Annotated in this window: 13 protein-coding genes; 1 reads left to right on the top strand and 12 read right to left on the bottom strand. The window is 41.9% G+C overall.

Annotated elements, in window-relative coordinates:
* Positions 1 to 8: 8 nt before the first annotated feature.
* Positions 9 to 1,115, top strand: a complete 1,107-nt coding sequence (locus HCG69_RS00450) for a glycoside hydrolase family 105 protein (RefSeq protein WP_221648381.1) — start codon at positions 9 to 11, stop codon at positions 1,113 to 1,115.
* 142 nt (positions 1,116 to 1,257) lie between these two features.
* Here the strand turns inward: HCG69_RS00450 and HCG69_RS00455 are convergent, their stop codons facing one another.
* The 12 genes from HCG69_RS00455 to HCG69_RS00510 form a co-directional block, all read right to left on the bottom strand.
* Positions 1,258 to 2,532, bottom strand: a complete 1,275-nt coding sequence (locus HCG69_RS00455) for an acetylxylan esterase (protein WP_221648382.1) — start codon at positions 2,530 to 2,532, stop codon at positions 1,258 to 1,260.
* Positions 2,533 to 2,534: 2 nt separating this feature from the next.
* The gene (locus HCG69_RS00460; RefSeq protein WP_221648383.1) at positions 2,535 to 3,983 is read right to left on the bottom strand and encodes a phosphoglucomutase; all 1,449 of its coding nucleotides are present in this window, start codon (positions 3,981 to 3,983) and stop codon (positions 2,535 to 2,537) included.
* A gap of 29 nt (positions 3,984 to 4,012) precedes the next feature.
* Entirely contained in the window at positions 4,013 to 4,717 is a 705-nt protein-coding gene (locus HCG69_RS00465; protein WP_221648384.1) for an N-acetylmannosamine-6-phosphate 2-epimerase, read from the bottom strand.
* A 22-nt stretch (positions 4,718 to 4,739) separates the two neighbouring features.
* Positions 4,740 to 5,579 (bottom strand): endonuclease/exonuclease/phosphatase family protein, encoded by an 840-nt coding sequence (locus tag HCG69_RS00470; RefSeq protein WP_221648385.1) that lies wholly within the window; start codon positions 5,577 to 5,579, stop codon positions 4,740 to 4,742.
* A gap of 21 nt (positions 5,580 to 5,600) precedes the next feature.
* Positions 5,601 to 6,431, bottom strand: coding sequence for an endonuclease/exonuclease/phosphatase family protein (locus HCG69_RS00475; protein ID WP_221648386.1), 831 nt, complete (start codon positions 6,429 to 6,431; stop codon positions 5,601 to 5,603).
* A gap of 19 nt (positions 6,432 to 6,450) precedes the next feature.
* Positions 6,451 to 7,719 (bottom strand): MFS transporter, encoded by a 1,269-nt coding sequence (locus HCG69_RS00480; protein WP_221648387.1) that lies wholly within the window; start codon positions 7,717 to 7,719, stop codon positions 6,451 to 6,453.
* A gap of 4 nt (positions 7,720 to 7,723) precedes the next feature.
* Complete coding sequence (locus HCG69_RS00485) at positions 7,724 to 9,526, bottom strand: T9SS type A sorting domain-containing protein (RefSeq protein ID WP_255585221.1); 1,803 nt, start codon at positions 9,524 to 9,526, stop codon at positions 7,724 to 7,726.
* 68 nt (positions 9,527 to 9,594) lie between these two features.
* A complete protein-coding gene (locus HCG69_RS00490; protein ID WP_221648389.1) occupies positions 9,595 to 11,547 on the bottom strand; it encodes a putative Ig domain-containing protein in 1,953 nt (650 codons plus the stop codon).
* Between the two features lie 94 nt (positions 11,548 to 11,641).
* A complete protein-coding gene (locus HCG69_RS00495) occupies positions 11,642 to 13,120 on the bottom strand; it encodes a RagB/SusD family nutrient uptake outer membrane protein (protein WP_221648390.1) in 1,479 nt (492 codons plus the stop codon).
* Positions 13,121 to 13,136: 16 nt separating this feature from the next.
* Positions 13,137 to 16,688 carry a TonB-dependent receptor gene (locus HCG69_RS00500; RefSeq protein WP_255585222.1) on the bottom strand — a complete coding sequence of 1,184 codons (3,552 nt, stop codon included), beginning with the start codon at positions 16,686 to 16,688 and terminating at the stop codon, positions 13,137 to 13,139.
* Positions 16,689 to 16,799: 111 nt separating this feature from the next.
* The gene (locus HCG69_RS00505; protein ID WP_221648392.1) at positions 16,800 to 17,804 is read right to left on the bottom strand and encodes a FecR family protein; all 1,005 of its coding nucleotides are present in this window, start codon (positions 17,802 to 17,804) and stop codon (positions 16,800 to 16,802) included.
* Positions 17,805 to 17,939: 135 nt separating this feature from the next.
* Positions 17,940 to 18,527 (bottom strand): RNA polymerase sigma-70 factor, encoded by a 588-nt coding sequence (locus HCG69_RS00510; protein WP_221648393.1) that lies wholly within the window; start codon positions 18,525 to 18,527, stop codon positions 17,940 to 17,942.
* Positions 18,528 to 18,738 lie beyond the last annotated feature (211 nt).

Genomic DNA, 18,738 nt, shown 5'->3' on the forward strand with positions numbered 1-18,738 from the left:
GTACTACTATGAACAGATTTTTTCTTTTGACACTCTCTCTTTTGTTCTCATTGTCGATGATGGGGCAGTTACCATTTCAAAAGACAGACGTAAAGGATGTTATGAAAAAAGTGGCCGATTGGCAGATCGCTCATCAAAAGGATGTGAAACACGGAGCACTGGATTGGACAAATGCCGCACTTTACATGGGAATGCTCGATTGGGCTGAACTGGCTGAGGCGGAAATGGGGGATGCCTCTTATTATGATTGGTTGGTGAAATTGGGTCGTCGTTATGGCTGGCAGCCTGATAAACGAATGTATCATGCTGATGACATTGCTGTGGGACAGGTTTTTATAGACCTGTATAATAAGTATAAAGATAAGAATATGTTATATCCTACCCAGGCACGTGCAGAATGGGTGGTAAATCACCCTTCGGATGGACCGATGGATCTTGACTATAAAAAGCGCGAGACACTGGAACGCTGGACCTGGTGTGATGCACTCTATATGGCTCCTCCCGTATATGTGAAACTCTATATGCTGACCGGAGATAAACGGTTTATCAAATTCATGAATAAAGAGTATAAAGCGACCTATGACCTTTTGTTTGATAAAGATGAACGTTTGTTTTATCGTGATTCAAGATATCTCACTCAAAAAGAGGCGAATGGATCAAAAGTGTTCTGGGGACGTGGTAATGGCTGGGTACTTGGCGGATTGGCGGAAATGCTTCAGGACTTTCCAAAGAATGATAAGAACCGTAAGTTTTATGAAAACCTTTTTATAACTCTTTCTGCCCGTGTGGCCGAGTTACAGAGTGCTGATGGCTTCTGGCATGCAAGTATGCTTGATCCGGCTTCTTATCCTTCGCCTGAGACCAGTGCTACCGGATTTATCGTATATGCTCTGGCATATGGGGTAAATGAAGGTTTGTTGGATAAAGATACTTATCTCCCTATTGTTGAAAAAGGGTGGAAGGCATTGGTTTCTGCTGTTGAAACAGATGGTAAGCTGGGGTATGTACAACCCATTGGAGCTGATCCTAAGAAAGTGACCCGTGATATGACCGAAGTGTATGGAGTCGGAGCTTTTCTGTTGGCCGGTAATCAGATTTATAAGATGTCCCGTTAATAAAGCGTATATAAATATAATGAAGGTATGTCAAAACTCACCACAGAGTAACACAGAGTTTTTTACTAATAATCAACGATTTAAAATCATCTCTGTGTTACTCTGTGGTGAGTTTTGACACATTTTGTGATGGTCTGGTTTCTTACTTTCCCGTCAGTTTGTCTATTAACCATTGATTGACTTTTACATTCTGTTCCGGATAGCGCCAATGCCCGGTTTCCTTTAGCAGATAAAGTTCTTTGGGGGCTTTTATAACATTATATGCACTGTAAAATGAAGTAGGCGGGCAAGTCTCATCGCTATACCCCCAGGAATAAAATCCGGGAATATGAATAAAACGTGCGAAATTGACTACATCGTAATATGCCAATGTCAGTGTTTCTTTGGGGGTAAGTTTTTCTACTCCAAACCACCCTCCTGCCCGGTTATGTGCATATCCTGCTATATCACAAAGAGCCGGATAAAAAGCCGCCAGGTATTTTACCCTGGGATCGAGAGCAGCAGTAACCAAGGTCAGTGCTCCTCCCTGGCTTCCACCATAAGCCGCCAGATTCTCACCATCATATTGTGGAAGTGAGGCAATGAAATCGTTCGCCCGTATACAACCAAGGAACACACGGTTGTAATAATACTCCTCCCGGTTATCCATGCGATGATACATGTAGTTTTTGAGTGCTCCCGCTTGTAAGTTTGCGTATGCTTCCGGTTTTAGGTCTAAAGGAATACCATGAATCCCTATCCGGAATGTGATAACTCCCATACGTGCAAGTTCTTTATCTCCGGTGTGCTTTGCCACACCGGCTCCCGGCAGACGCAAAACAGCAGGGAAACGTCCCTCTTTATTAGGAATACATAATACTCCATACAGGTAATTACCGCGGGAATAATGGGATATTTTCACACGGTATACTTTTACGTCGGCATCGCTTTCTTCCGGTATAAATGTCATTTCCGATTGCATGGGGTATTCCCTCATGTGGGATATTTGACTGTCCCAGAACGAACGGAAATCCTTTGGAAGCAGAGTGGTAGGTTGTATCTTTTCACAATTATATGCAATGTTAATCAAATTCCGATAAGGAAATCCGTCTACTGTAGCCCTGACTTCACAAGACAGGAATCCGGGAGAGCGCAGTCCTGCTGCTTCTATGGTGGCAGAACCGTTTTTTAGAAGTACGGAGCCTTTTTGTGGCGGAGACATTTTTTCCGGACCTATCTTATATTCTATTTTTACATTTTTCAGTTTTTGCTGGTCTTGAAATAAGGAAATGGTGAAACGTGCCGTTTCGCCTACTTTATAATTCCAATCATAGTGGTCGGGTGTAATCTGGATGGTTACCAGGTCTTTATTTCCTTTTGCTGCCTGTGTACTGATAGTAAAAAGAAATAGAACGGATAGAATCAATATTCTTTTCATATTTAATGTTTTGTTAGATTGGATATGCTGCCGGATACTTTAAAAAGCAGATTCTGACCGTATTGAAGCAGAGTAGTTACTTCTTCCCCTGTCTGTCCTTCTGCATAAAAACGGATGATATCCTCCGTTTCGGAACTGCGGATTAATAGCCATCGGCAATCTCCTTCAAAAACGAATTTGAGTCCGTTTACAAGATTGCGGCTACTTAAAAACGGCAGAATCTTTCGGATTGCGAAGCCTGCTATTTCATGAGGCTGATTTTGATGTAGCCAAGGTAACAGTTCATTTTTATCCGGTTGTGTATAAACCATATCAATGCGGTCATAACATATAACTCCCATCTTTTTTTGTTTCTCTTCCAGGTAGTCGGAAAGTTTGCAATAAGGGGATGCAGAAAGCATTTCGAGGAGTAATAGTGAAGAGAATATGCCATCCCGTTCGGGGATATGCATACCGTAGCCGAATCCTCCGCTTTCTTCGCCACCGAAAGCTATGGAATGGGTAGTCATGATGTCAGCAATGTATTTGAAACCGACCTGGACTTCATATATAGGTGTTTGAGGAGATTCGAAGATGCTACGTACTTTGTCTGAAACGGAAGACGTTTTTACAATACCGCCTGGTATTTGTTTTACTCGTTTCAGATAGTCTACTAACAATAATATTGTATTTTGTGCCGATAACCATTCACCTGTATCCAGGCATACCCCTACCCTGTCGGCATCTCCGTCTGTTGCTACACCAAAAGCAAAATCTCCTTCTTTTAATGCTTTCTTTAGTGGCAGCAGGTTTTTCTCAATCGGTTCGGCCAGTCGTCCGTGAAAAGTTTCGGACGCTTCGGAGTATATGGTATCCGCCGGACAGTTATGGGCATCCAGAATCTCCTGGATGAGCGTAAGCCCTACCCCTCCCATGCTATCTGCCAATAGATGTAACCCTGCTTTTTTTATTATTTCAAAATCAATTAATTTTTCAATATGCTCCGTATAAGCTGGTATAAAATTCATCGGATGTATGTTCGATACAGAACGCCTTATGGGGGATGCATATAAATAACTTTCTACTTTTCGCGTGTCGTCTGAATTGAACGGACCTCCTAAACGTGATTTGAATTTGATACCGTTATATGAAGGAGGATTATGTGAAGCAGTAATCATCACTCCGGCACAACAGCCTGCATGCAAAGTGGCATAAGATAATACCGGTGTCGGAGTGATGCGATCGGATAATAATACTTCTATATGGTTGCCTGATAGTACTTCGGCAAAAATCGTAGCAAACAATTGTGAGTTCTTGCGTGTGTCATAAGCCAAGGCTACCCGGGGGAATTCTTCTTTATAATTGTTATGTATGAAATCTGCAAATGCCTGGGCTACCACTGATACGGTCTCTTGATTTATTTCCGTATCGATGTGTGCTCTCCAGCCATCTGTTCCAAAAAATATATTCATGTTTTTTTATTGTTTAATGTTTCTGACTGTTAGAGAATATTTACCTGTTGCAGGGCTTCCGAAAACCATTTTGTGATAAGGTGGGGGCGTGTAATGGCTGAACCCACAACGACTGCCCAGGCACCGTTCTCAATACTTTTTGCAGCTTCGAGAGGGGTATTATAGCGTCCTTCGGCAAATACAGGGCACTGGGGAAGAGCGTTGACACATTGGCGCAGTATTTCCAAAGAAGGTCCGTTGTGGGATTCTTCTGCCGTATACGGAGTATAACCGCATAGGGTAGTTGATACACAGTCAGCACCGGCTTCCCGACATGCAATGGCTTCGTCAACGGTTGATATGTCCGACATTATTTTTACTCCTGTATATTTCTTTTTTAGATTCCGGATATATTCCGGTCCGGTAAGTCCATTTTCCCGTAGGCGGAATGTTCCATCCACAGCAATCAGTGGCGTACCAATTGCAATCAGTGCTTCTACTTCCCTGAATGAACCGGTAATACGTACAAATCCGTCCGGGAAATAAGATTTTGTCAGACCGATTACCGGCAAATGGCTATGTCTGATGAGATAGTCCGTTTTTTCTATACCACAGGAGCGGATACCGGCAGCACCTCCCTGGGCCGCACATTGGGCAAATGCTCCTACTCCTTCGGGTGAATTAAAGGGTGAGCCTTCCTCGGCCTGACACGAAACGATGAGTCGGCCTTTAACTTTTTGAAATATGTCAATCATTGTTTTTCTGTATAGTAAGTTCTTAAAAATCAACAGTAATAACTATAGGATAATGATCCGACATATAAACCGGATCTGAATTTTTAGTGATGGTTACTGCTTTGATTACCGATATATATTCATTTACAAAAATGTAATCTATCTGTGAAGGCGGATACAATTTACCATAGCTGTGTGCTGTTCCTGCCGGCCCTGATTTCTCTGTTGCAATTTCCCGTGAATTGCTGAATTCACTGAGAAAAGTGTGAATGGGGGGAGTTTCGGGAGTACTGTTCATATCTCCTGTAATGAACACGGCTTCTTCGGTTGCCATTTCTTTTATTTTCCGGCAGATTAACCGGGCACCTTCTAACTTGGCTATCTCTCCGACGTGGTCGAGGTGAGTGTTAAACACGTAAAAGCTGCGGCAATTTTCTATATCCCTGAATTTTGCCCACGTACAAATGCGGGGGAATTTACCATCCCATCCCCGGCTGACAACATCCGGAGTTTCGGATAACCAGAATGTTCCGTAATCTAATACATTCAGTTTTTTCTTGTTGTAGAAGATGGGAGTAAATACATCGTTGTCCGGTGTACCCTGGCCGGATACTCCAAGCCACTCGTAAATACCGATGGATAGGAAATCCTGTATCTGGTCGATGAGTGGTTCCTGCATGCATACAATATCATACTGATAATTGCTGAATTCTTTGATTACCATTTTTTTCCGGTTCGACCAGGCGTTCACTCCGGTGTCCATGTTTGAACCACGAATATTAAAGCTGCAAATTGTAATTTCGGTTTCGAAATTTTCACCATGTACCGGCAACCATGACAGGCTCAGGCAAGCAAAGAGGAATATATATATTCTGAAAGCCATATTTGAGATCTTTTTATTGAATTATAAACGGGCGTTGATAAATACAGCATAATGATCAGATGGGAAAAAGCCGTTTGGATAATGTTCGTCGTCGGCTTCGTATTCTAACACTGTGATTTTATCATTTACAAAGATGTAGTCGATACGGACGGGCTCTACCTGCCCGAAATTGTGAGCTGTACCTACCGGTCCTGAGATATGGGGAGCAATAACCCGGGAATCTTTATAGTGAGAAGTATACTCTTTGTATGCATCGGTTGTATCGAAACTGTTCATATCTCCGCATATAAAGACCGGGGAGTTTCCTGCAAATTTCCGGGCTTGTGCACAGACCAGGGCTGCACCTTCCTGTTGTGCTATACGCCCTTTATGGTCGAGGTGAGTATTGAAAACATAGAATACCTTTCCGTTTTTACGGTCACGAAACTTGGCCCATGTACAATAACGATCGTACTTTCCGTCCCATCCTTTTGAAAAAGGCGTCATTGTTTCGGACAACCAGAACATTTCATTATGCAATAGTTCAAAACGCTCTGCTTTATAGAAAATAGGGTTGTAAAGCCCTCGGATTCCTACAAAAGCATAGCCTGTGGCCTTTTCTATATCTTCAAGCTGATTGGCCAATACTTCCTGCATACATACGATATCAAAATTGTGATGTTTGATTATTTTGCATAAGGAGTCTTTTCGGAATTTCCAGGAGTTAATACCATCATTGGGCAGATCCCCCCGGATATTATAAGTACAAAAACGGATGTTACAATCGGTCGTTTTACTCTTTCCCTGAACGGAAGAAATAATTCCTGTTGAGACAAATGATAAGATAAATAGGATTTGAAATACTCTTTTCATGATTTGTATTGTTTAGTAGTTAATTTTTTCTTTTTGCACTCCAGATTATTATCAGGAATAATAGGGATATGAAAGCTGCGGAAAGCCAGAAAATACGTATGGCGGAGAAATCATAGATAGGGTTTCCATCGATGATAACTTTACGTGATTCTATTAGAAAACCACTGACTACGTCTTGCAAGCCGGCTGCTATATAACTGGCTATTCCGATGACTCCTACTGCTGCGCCGGTTGCTTCTTTGGGAGCTATGTCTATGGCCATGAGCCCTCCCAAAAAGCATAACAGAATACCAATGGATATGCCAAACAGTATCATAGAAATAATGTCCAAAACCTCACAGTGCTGCGGACCGAATAGAAATAGTACCAATGCAAGCAGATTGAGCAAGCTGAACAAGCAAGCCGGTATGGTTCGGTTACTGTGGAATAGCTTGTCGGATAGGAGACCGGAAAATACAGTACCTACAATGCCACAGACCGAACTGACGGATACGAGGGTACTGGCGGTTACAATATTATATCCTTTTTCTATCTCGAAATAATATACTCCCCAACTATTTACAGCATACCGACTGATATACATGAATGCACTGGCAAGTGCAAGCATCCATATCATCGGGCTTTTTAAGACTTCAAGCTGCTTACTTTTAACGGATGAGGCTGTTTGCTTTTCTGCGGAACCGGATGGGATTGCTTTCCATTCGGGAGGAGCCGGTTTTAAGAAAATGAATATTAGAGCAACTCCTGCAGCTCCCAGGCATGCAGCACTCATAAATCCCCACTGCCATCCTAAAGCACCAACGATGAATGATGTAAAGATAAAGGTAAGCGCTTCTCCAATGTTGTGACTGGCACTCCAGAAGCCATATACCGTTCCGCGTTCTTTCTCTGTAAACCACCGGTTTAACGCAATAACACTACAGGGGCCGCCTACTGACTGAAACCAACCGTTTATCGCCCAAAGTATGACAAATGCCCAGAATGGTACGGCAAATCCGAGTGCGGCATTTACCAAGGTCGCTACGAGAAGTCCACCCGCCATCAGATAACGCACATTTACCCTGTCGGCTAAAAAACCATTGACAAATTTCCCGATTGCATAGGAGAAAAATAAAGCCGAACCGATTATGCCTAATTCTGTCTCAGTAAGATAACCGGTGTCTACTATTGGCTTTTTAACCACATTCAGACTCAGCCGGCAAACATAGAAAAGGCCATAACCTAAAGTTGCTGCTGTAAATACAGCCCATTTGGTCTGATTCGTTCGATTTTGTTGAGTATGATTCATCTTCCTACTTTTTGATTATTTTCTTTGACAGGATACTCTGTTCTGAAATACATTTGATAATATAGACTCCCTGGGGGAAATGAGATATATGAATTGCTTCGGAAGTATCTTGAAGGACATGGTCAACCATTAACTGTCCTTGTGTAGATATAATCTGAAGTCGTATTTTTTCCGTTAAGCCTTTAATGAAAAACTTATCTTCCACAGGATTCGGATAGACTTGAAATGTGGTTTCTTCAGTTTCTGCCCAGCCTACTCCTCCATTGGATTCTACCTGTAATATACAAGCAGAGTCCGAGCTGTCTCCAAGTTCGTCGGTACCTCGTATTACCAAAGGAAAAGAACCGCTTTCAGAAGGAGTACCCGACAAATCCCCTTGAGATGAAAAATACATGCCGGAAGGTAAATCACCGGAAAGTAATTGATAGGTCACTTTTCGTGAACCACCCCGGTGATAGACGCAATTGCGGTAAGAAACTCCTTCCTGTGCCGGTATCACATGATTGGTGAATATCCGGATATGTGCGTAAGAAGCTAAAATGACATTATTGCCCGATCCGATTGCTTCTAACGGGAATGTGGTTGTTCCGGATAGAGTCAGGTTGGTAGTATTGTAAATAGTACCGTATTCGTTGGCTTCTTTGAAATTGGTCAGCGTAAATAAACGGTATTCTTTTGCATCCGGTATAAATAATAGATCGGTTATTTCCTCGTCTGTTTTATTACCGAAACGTTTCACATTCAATACTTGATTCTCTGAAGATAATTTTACGATAAAGGCATCTTTCGCACCTTTATCAGGGAGGTTATAGCGATTATCTCCGGATGGGTTGAATATTACTTTCCCCATACAATAACCTCCTGCGTATATTTCATCGTTATCGTTGACGTATAAGGTATTGATTGCCGTATTTTTGCCTGTAGATGTTCCTCCGGCTGTATAGATGGATGAGTAGCTACCGTCCGGATTGAGCATAATACACAAAGCATGCTGTATCCCTGTGGATGTAGTGGTTTGTGTGGAAGAACCGATAGAGAGCTGCTGACTGGTTGTAGAACCGGACAAAATAAGTTTGCCGTCACTCAGGCATGCCATATCGGAAATTGTTTCATTTCCTGCTCCTGTTATCGGGCATGTCCATTTTTTTTCGCCGGATATATTGAAACGGCTGACAAATATATCTGTGTTGTTTGTAGCCATTTCCTGATATGTTCCTGCAAGAATGATATCCCTACCATCGGTCTCTATTTTTTTTCCGGAGGCGGATAAATAGCCCTCTTCAGCAGAGTACCACAGTTGTTTTCCGGATAGAGTATAAGCAGCCAGAAAGCACCTCTCTTCCGAACTTCCGCAGAGATATACTGTTTGGTTGAATAATATAAAATCCTGAATGATGAAGTCTGCACTTTTTTCAAACGAAACGGGTGAAGATACTACTCCTTTCGGGGATACCGAATATAATTTTTCGTTTCCGTCATTTCCGGTAAGAAGCCATAGTACTCCCGCCTCATCGGATATTGCGGATTTCACTTTTGATTCGTTTTCGATTCTGATTAAACATTCGCGGATACCTTGTACCGAATATCTGGCAGCAAAAATAGCCGGGAGTTCGGATACCAGTCCGGTTTCCGTATTGGAAATGAGCTCTCCGCTAAATTCTCCTGTTAACCAGATGTTATCACCGTCCGATACTATTTGCCGTCCGCATACTGCCGCTATACTTCCGAAATGATGAACCGTTTCGGGCTGTTGGGCATACGATACAGTACAAATAGAGAATATAATGATGATTAGAATTTTGTTCATGATATACATATCGTAGGGAAAGAATACCCGGAATTCGGGCGTACCGGGCATTCTTCCATTGATTAATATTAGTAGACGCTTGCTTTATGTACCGATTTCTTTCCCGAGATACTATCTTCCACAACTACGGTATAGATACCATTGTCTACAGTATAACGGTCATTGCCTTTTAAACGGTTTTGTATTATTAATCTGCCGGACAGGTCGAATATCATCACTCTGCAATTCGATGTACTTGTTGATACTTCGATGGCACCGTGGTCTCCCCATACCCTGATAGTTTCCTGTTGATAGTCTTTCAGTCCGGTACCGGTAGAAACAGTAAGTGTATATTCGGCAAATCCAATGTTTCCATCAGCGTCTTTCATGCTGATCACAATCGGATAAATTCCCGTAGTAGTACTTGTTCCACTTAGTTCGCCGGTTGCCGGATTCAGATTGAGCCCTTCGGGAAGAGTACCATAATAGAGTGTGAATTCGGCATCACCATTGGCATTTTCTGCATTAATAACCTGACTGAAAGCCGTACCGGGTTTAATGACAGGTAATACAGCCGGAGTTGCATAGATTTGCTGATAGCATAGTAAAGCTACGCTGTAGTTGCTGCCGATAGTTGGTATTGTAATCGGGTCGCCAAACAGGTTTACGGGAGAAGCCGTACCGCCGCTACGGGTAGATATCATATCGGCCACATATAATAATCCTTCATTTCCTACTACCATAGCCATCGCACCTTCCCGGGTAGCATCTCCTATGCGGTGTCCTATCAGTACTTCGCCTCTTGATGATAATTTCATCAGATACATATCCTGTCCTCCTTTAGCTTTAGAAGGGAACTGTCTTGCCTCGTCTTCTGTATCCGGATTAAAATAATAAGTTCCAAAAGAAGTACCGGCGTTCCATATCGAGCCATCTTTGTCTATGGCAACTGTTTTGACATCTGTCGGTTGGTTGATACTGCCTGCTATATAATTCCATTGATAGTTTCCGTTTGTATCGAAAGAGACAATCAGCATACTGTTCCAACTTCCGGAAGTGTCCAGGGTCTTCATGGTTACTTCGGGTGCATTATCCACAACCAGATCTTCGCTTCGTATCACACCGCCGATGACTACCTGATTGCCGGCTACATCCATGGCATTGATATCGTCTAATTTACTACCTGTTAAACTGCGTGCCCAAATCAGATTTCCGTCAGCTGAATATTTAATCAGGAAATTGTCTGTGTTTTCTACAGAAGCCGCCGTCATAGACTGTGTTCCGAATTGAATGGTTCCGCTGAATGTTCCGGCTGCATATATTCCCCCTTCTTCGTCTACAGATATAAGATTTCCCGTTCCTGTTCCGCTTCCTGACATTGTTTTTGCCCAGATCAGATTAGCGTTACTATCGTATTTAGCGATAAAGAAAGCGAGTTCGGAATCACCGGATGAAATTTCTGAGTTACCTCCGTTTATATCCATATTTAAATTTCCGGTGAAAGCTCCGGTAATGACAAAACTTCCATCATTTTGATTTACTGCTATACTTTTAATAACAGGTTCTATACCGGAGGCGGTACCTTTCAGCCAGACAGGATTTCCGGTCGCATCGTATTTAGCGATCAGGAAATCTTTATAGTCGGATTCTATTTTAAATGTTTCGGAGATTTGAGCGTCAGACTCAAAATTACCTACGACGTAAGAGTTGCCTGAGGCATCTGTGGCGACACTTTGTATGATTACCGAGCCCGATGTACTTTTAATGGATGAGGCAAATACGCATTGTTTATTGGGGGTAAACTTGGCTATGTATGCATCCATTACGGTGGAGGTTCCTTTTATTTCTTTATCACCGATTGTCATTTCTGCTCCGGTGAAACAACCTGTGAGGTATACATTGTTGTCGGCATCTATAGCCATACTTTTGGCTGAAGTTTCTACATCGGCAATCCCAAATTGGCTACTCCATAAATATTTCTGAGAAAAACCGGTTAAACAGTTCATTACCAGTGCTGTGAAAAGGAAAAGTCTTGTTTTCATAATTGTAATAATTTTAATTTATAGGTATAGCAAGGACCAACAGAGAGAGTTGACTCCCTGCGGAAAAGTTTTTAAATAAAATAGTATTCGGATTTTAGTATCCGTCGTTCTGATACATTCCGGATGGATTTATGGACACTTCCCGCCAAGGTATAGGAAGTAATAAATCGCGTTTGGAACACCCCTGTACCGATTTACTGCTTAGGAACTCTACCAGGTCGCCGGGCTTATAAAACCGGAGAAGATCAAACCAACGGTGGTTTTCAAAAGCCAATTCGATGCGGCGTTCGTGCAGAATGACCTCTTTGAGAGTAGGATAGGCTGCTTTGTACGTTTCAGAAGCCTGATCGTAAGGTTTTAATTTGGCACGGGTACGAATCATATCAATATAAGTAATGGCTTCGGGTTCTAAGTTGAGCGCCTCATTTACTTCGGCAAGCATCAGAATAACATCGGCATAGCGCAATACTATCCAGCAAGAACCGCCGCGCCCTTGAGAATCTCCCAAATCTACATATTTGTTGACATAGGGAGTTGTTCCATAGGTCTTGTACGAAACCACTTTGCGCATATCGCCGGTTTCGTATTCTTTAGTCAGGTCATTTTCCGGAATATTGTCTCCCAAACCTTGTGATTGTGAAATGATTCCTGTGGCATTGAGTGGCTGAAAATTTTTCGCAAAGTAAGAGCCTTCGTCGGTTCCCTGTAAGTACATTACCTGAAATATGATTTCATTGCAGGCAATATTGGCGACACCGAATACTTTGCCATAGGCGATATCTTCCAGTTTTCCGAACGGGCGAACGTTGTAAGCGGCTTCGAGGGCTTCTTTAGCCAATTGAAGATAGTCTTGAGTGGCCCCATCATTTAACCGTTTGGCCATTGTAAGGTATACTTTTCCTAATAAAGCATATCCGGCTGTTTTTGAAGCACGTCCGAAATTGGGATTGTTTCCGTCAAATCCCCAATTGTCCGGCAGTTGGCTTTGAGTTACGAATTTCAGGTCTTTTACAATAAAGTCATAAACTTCTGCTATCGGGCGGCGACCGTATTTGAGGACTTCCGCTTCACTGTTTAATTGTTTGTCTACAATAGGAACATCACCAAACAGTTGTGACAGGTTATAGTAGGATAAAGCACGCAAAAAACGGGCTTCTGCTTTGTATTGGCTCTTCTTCTCATCACTCATCGGTACGGCATCGATGTAGTCGAGCACTACGTTACTGCGATAGATACAAGTGAACATTCCGTACCAGGCCCGTTGTACCTCTGCATTGCTCGATGTCAGATTGTATACGTCAAAATCATTGTATATACCCGAATTGGCTGTTTTGGATGCTAATGTGGTATTGTCGGATCTGATTTCAGTCCAATAATACATGTTATTGTAATAATTTGTTTTTAATCCGTCATAGGCGGCGTTTAACGCCTGATACATATCATCCTCAGTTTTATAGAAGTCTTTCTTATTGAGTTTATCAGGGTCGGAACGTTCTAAGAAGTCACAGGCGGTAAATCCCGTAATCAAACAACTAAAGAGAATTATGTTCTTTATTAATTTTATCTTTTTCATAATGCGATCCTGTTTTTTAGAATGATAGTTTACAACCAAAATTATAGGCTCGTGCCAGTGGATAAGTTCCCCAGTCGAAACCCGGCATCAGATTGCCCGACTTGTAATTTACATCCGGGTTATAGCCTATGTAATCGGTTATCGTAAATGCATTGTCAACGGAGGCAAAAAGTGAGATACCTCTTAATTTTATTTTTTCTACCCATTTTTGAGGCAGATTATAGTTTAAAGTGATGTTAGTACAACGAAAGTATGATGCATCGTTCACCATATAGGATGACACCCCATAGGTGTTTTTGTTAGTGGTGGCAATATTGGCACGATACATAGCCGGATTGGGATTAGTGACGGCATTGTAACGGTCGGCTGCCAATGCAAATTGATTGCAGGTACCTTCCATATTCAGCAGGTAGTAATTCTGGAAACTGATGACCTGTGCTCCCTGTACTCCTGAAAAGGAAGCGCTTAAGCTTAATCCTTTGTAGCTGATATTGGTGCTGAACCCATAAGTAAAATCTGGATAATTATCTCCTAATATCTCCCGGTCATCATCTGTGATTTTACCATCATTATTGACATCTTTCCATTTGGCATCACCCGGTTGTACATTTTCGTAGTTCCATACGGCCGGGCCGGTGAGCTGATAACCTTCTTCACCTATGTGTTGTTTATCTACCAGTATCCGTTGATACTCTTCTTCTGAAATTACTCCGAGACTGTTCAGCCCGTAAAAAGAACCGATGGGTTTTCCAACCATTGTTATGTGGCTGATAGCACTTCTTTCTCCAATGCTGACAATGGATTGAGAATCGGGTAACGAAAGTACTTTATTTCGGTTCAAGGAAAGATTGGCTCCTATATTCCAGTTTACAACCCCGGTGAGGATGCGTCCGTCAACTTGAATATCGAAGCCGGTGTTGCGTATTTTGGCATTGGACAGGTTTGATTTATATTGAGTTGCTCCGGCAATGGCCGATACCGGTTTATTGAACAATAAGTCATTCGAGGTACTGTTGTAATAGTTGGCGGACAGGGTGATGCGGTTTCTAAGGAAACTCAAGTCCATTCCTACATTATACTGATCTGTTTTTTCCCACCCCAGTAAGTTGTCGACGAAAGCGCTTGGATAACGTGTGGGAACTATTTGGCCGCCTAATACGTAACCGCCTAAATCACTCATATACCCTACATGCTCGTAATTTCCGATGTTATTGTTTCCGCTGATACCCCAGCTTACTCTTAATTTTGCTCCGAAATTTTCTCCGATGTGATTCGTCCAGAAATCCTCATTGGATATATTCCAACCTAAAGCAACGGATGGGAACATTCCCCATCGATTGTCTTTTCCAAAGCGGGATGAACCGTCACCACGCAGAGAGCCGGTAAATGTATAACGGTCCTTCCATGAGTACACTACACGCCCGAAAACAGACATCATGGCCCAATCGAATTTATCAGTATCTCCCCAACTGTCTCCGGGAGCAGTTCCATGGGCACTTAATTCCCGAATCGTATCATCTACAAAGTTGCGGGCACCGATGGAAGAGTTATCATATACTTTTTCCTGCATAGAGTAACCTCCTAAAATGTTTATCCCATGATCTCCGAAGGTACGGTTGTAATTAAGGGTTGCTTCCAATATCCAGTCAAGATTGGTTTGTGTACTGTAAGAAGCCCTTGAAAGCCGCTGATCACCCACATATCCGCTACCGGCCGTTGTGCCGTCGGTATTCATAATGGTACCTCCTACTGTTGAGGGGCGATAATAACTTTCTGTCTGGGATATATATTGCATTCCGGAATAGATCTTTGCTTTTAGGCCTTTTACGATTTCCAAGTCCAGGTATCCCGAGACGGATGACATATATCTTTTCTGGAAATCTTCAATCTCATGTGCCAGGGCAACCGGATTTTCAGCCGGTGCTATGGAATATTTTTTGGCATATTGCATCTGCTGATCGACAGCGTATGAACCATCTGTGTTATATACCGGGAATTGCGGGAACATCACGAGGGCACTCATAATGATACCGTCATTGTAATGACGTCCTTCTGCCTGTACGATTCGGTTTTTGGTATAGGAGGCTGCGGTGTTGACTCCTATACTCAAACGGTCGGTCAGTTTACCGTCAATGTTGAAGCGCGTCGTAAACCGGTGATGATAAGATGGTGCGATAATACCGTCTTGTTCCAGATATCCGGCACTGGCCATATACTTTACCCGGTCATTGCCACCGGTAATATTCAGATTGTGCTTCATAATAGGAGCTGTGGAGAATATGGCATCCTGCCAGTCTGTATTATAAGCCGGTTCAATGGGTTGTCCTGTCTCAAAGTTGAAAAAGATATCCGGTATCTGGAAAATCTTTCCACTGGTTGCTCCGGCAACAGACATACGGTACTCGTTATTATGTAGCGGACTGTATTCCTTCCCGTTTTTGGTACACCAGTCACGATAAGCATTGTTAGCACTTTCTATTGAAAAATCGCGCATGCCGTAAGCGTCCAGCATTTTTATTTTGTGATCTACCTGTTGAAAACCGTATTGAAAATCATATTCTACTTTTGCCCGTCCGCTGTTTGTACCTCTTTTGGTTGTTATTAAAACAACGCCTCCGGCTGCACGTGAACCATAGATAGCTGCTGATGCTGCATCTTTCAGAACTTCGATGGAAGCCACATCGTTCGGGTTGATATATACATCTTTTGATGTGGGGAATCCGTCAACTACATACAGTGGTTCTGAACCGGCATTGATAGAACCTACTCCACGAACACGCAGTGATAAACCTTCACCCGGGCTTCCGGATGTCTGTTTAATTTCAACACCGGCAGCATGCCCTACCAATGCTTGCTCGAGTGTTGGTGTAGTGACACTTAATTCATCCATTTTAATACTGGAGATAGCTCCTGTCACATCTGTTTTGCGGACTGCGCCGTATCCGATTACTACTACTTCTGAAAGAACTTTGGTATCTTCCGACATGACTACCCGTATCGGTTCTTTCCCTTTTACTATTAACTCTTTCGAAGTGTACCCCAGATATGACAATACGAGAATATCCCCTTTCTCCGCTGTAATGGTGAATTCTCCGTCCATGTTGGAGCTTGTTCCTTTGGTGGAACCCTTGATCAGGACGTTGACGCCTATCAAAGGGAGATTATTTTCGTCATAAACGGTTCCGGATAACGAGAAGTTTGCTTTCTCTTTTTTTTCTTTTTGGGGAGGTTCTTTCAGAAAAATGTAGATACTTCCGTTCCGTATTTCAAAATTTACATTTGTTTTTTGAGTTAACTCGGAAAGTACTTCTTTTACATCTTTTGCAGATGCCTGTACCGAAACCTTCACTGACAAATCCGTAAAACTGCCGCTGTATGCCAGGCGGAGTTTAGATTGTTTGGCAACATCATTTAGTACGGTTTTTAAGGGTACGTCTTTGTACCGTACCGAAACCTTTTGAGCGCAAAGTATTCCAGTGTTGAAGAGGAATAGTATCGCTACTGTGACTTTTAGAACGAATGAATGTGATTCTTTTTTAAGAATATTAAAAAATCGAATCTTTATCATTCGTTTTCTGATAAAAACTGGCAAAATTTTCATACTTTTGTTTTGAATTTTACATATGAATAAAATTGGTAGTCAATGGAAGGGCCCTATTCCTTTATTGGCTACCTTTTTTTATTTTCTCTTGTATATTAATATCTTGTCGTTGATCTTTTCATATCTAATCGGAGAAATGCGTGTTAAATCTTCCAGAATTGAATCCAGAGGCATGTTATTAAATGATATTGTGTATATTGAATTCTCCAGAGACTGATCCATCAGCACAATTTCTTTGTTGAATTTGCGGGATAATTCTTTGGATATATCATCAAGGCGAGTGTCTGTGAAGTATAGGCTGTTTGTCTTCCAGCCTGAATAGTCCGACACATTTTCAAGAGAATGCTTATGCATTGTCCCGTTTTTCTTTTCATAGATAATTTGTTCTCCCGGAAACAGTTCCAGGCTTTTTCCCCGGATATCGCTTACCCGGACATGACCCTGATTTAGAGTGGTAGTAATATCCGATTCATCGGTGTATGCTTTTACATTGAATTTTGTTCCCAGTACTTTTATGTCAATTCCTGAGGTGTGTACTGTAAATGGGCGGATTTTATTTTTGGCTACTTCAAAGTAGGCTTCTCCTTCCAGTTCCACTTCCCGGCTAAATAATTTGAAACCGGGGGTATACTTTAGGCGGGAGTCGGCATTCAGGATAATTTTAGTTCCGTCCTGAAAGATAATTGTCTGCATATCTCCTTTAGGAACGTATATTTCGGCAAATCGGGGTGATTGTGTTTGATTGTAATATACGTATCCTCCGGCGGCTAATAATAAAATAGCAGGGATCCATATTGCGACATGGCGTAACCATCTTCCGATGGTTGTTGGAAGATGTTTTTTGTTTTTTTCTACCGGGTCTGGTATACAAAGTGGCTGTATTTTTATGGTTTCTGAGCTTTGCAGTTCCTCGCCCATCAGAATACGGGCAACATCTTCATCAATTACTTCAGATAAATAAAGTTGTCCTTCTTCAGTACCGAACCAGCGACGTATTTCAGCCCGTCGCTCCGGTGACAAAGCATCACATAAATAAAGCCGGATATCTTCGTCCGTGATTGGGTAGTGGTTTTCTGTTGTCATTTTATTAGTTTTAGGTTGTAATGAGAAAATACTCTTTACTTTCGCCTTGTATATAGAGTAAAATCGTAGTGAAGAAAAGTATTACCCGATTTTTGATATTTAACGTTTATAAACAAATCAGGGTGTGGTTATAGTTTAGGAAAAGGAGGCACTAAGCAATACCATGCAAATACAGATGAAATCTTTTTCGTTCAGGCTTTCACGCAATGACAATATAGCTTTATAATAAGATACTTTTACGGTGTTGACGGTAATATTAAGTTGTTCGGCTATTTCGGCATTGGATAAGCCTTCGAAGATTTTCATTTGGCAAATACGGCGTTTTTGAGGTGGTAACTGGGCTAAGGCTTTTTGTATAGCTTCGTCACGCTGTTTTCTGTACAGGGTTTGTGTAATATTCTCTTCTTCAAAAAGCGGCATTCCCAGTATGATTTCCTCTTTTTTTTCAAGAGTCAGCTGATGAAACTTATATGTATTTAACAGGTGATTTTTAAGGATACCGTATAGGTAAGGTTCCACTCCTTGCTCTACATCGATCTGCGTGCGGGTTTCCCACAGTCTCATAAATGAGTATTGCACCGCATCTTCTGCCATTTCTTTTGATTTCAGATAGCGTAATGCCAGCAGGAAAAATTGCCGGTGACACTTTACGTATATTTTGGAGAAGGCCGAATGACTACCGTTGATAAGTAATAAAACTATTTCTTTGTTTATCTTTTCCATGTCTAAACTTATTAAGGCATTCTGGTTGAATATGGCTACGAAGTTAAATAAAAAATCTAATATTCGTCATGCTGATACTGATTTTACCTGTGTGTAGTGTATCAGAGGAATAAACTTTTTATAAGCATATTGCATTTGGATTGCATTATCTGTTAAAAGACCTCAAAGAAACTACCTTACATCACTTTTTATTTGTTTCTTTGCACCAAAT

The sequence above is a fragment of the Bacteroides sp. K03 genome (assembly GCF_019734355.1).
Lineage (GTDB): Bacteria > Bacteroidota > Bacteroidia > Bacteroidales > Bacteroidaceae > Bacteroides > Bacteroides nordii.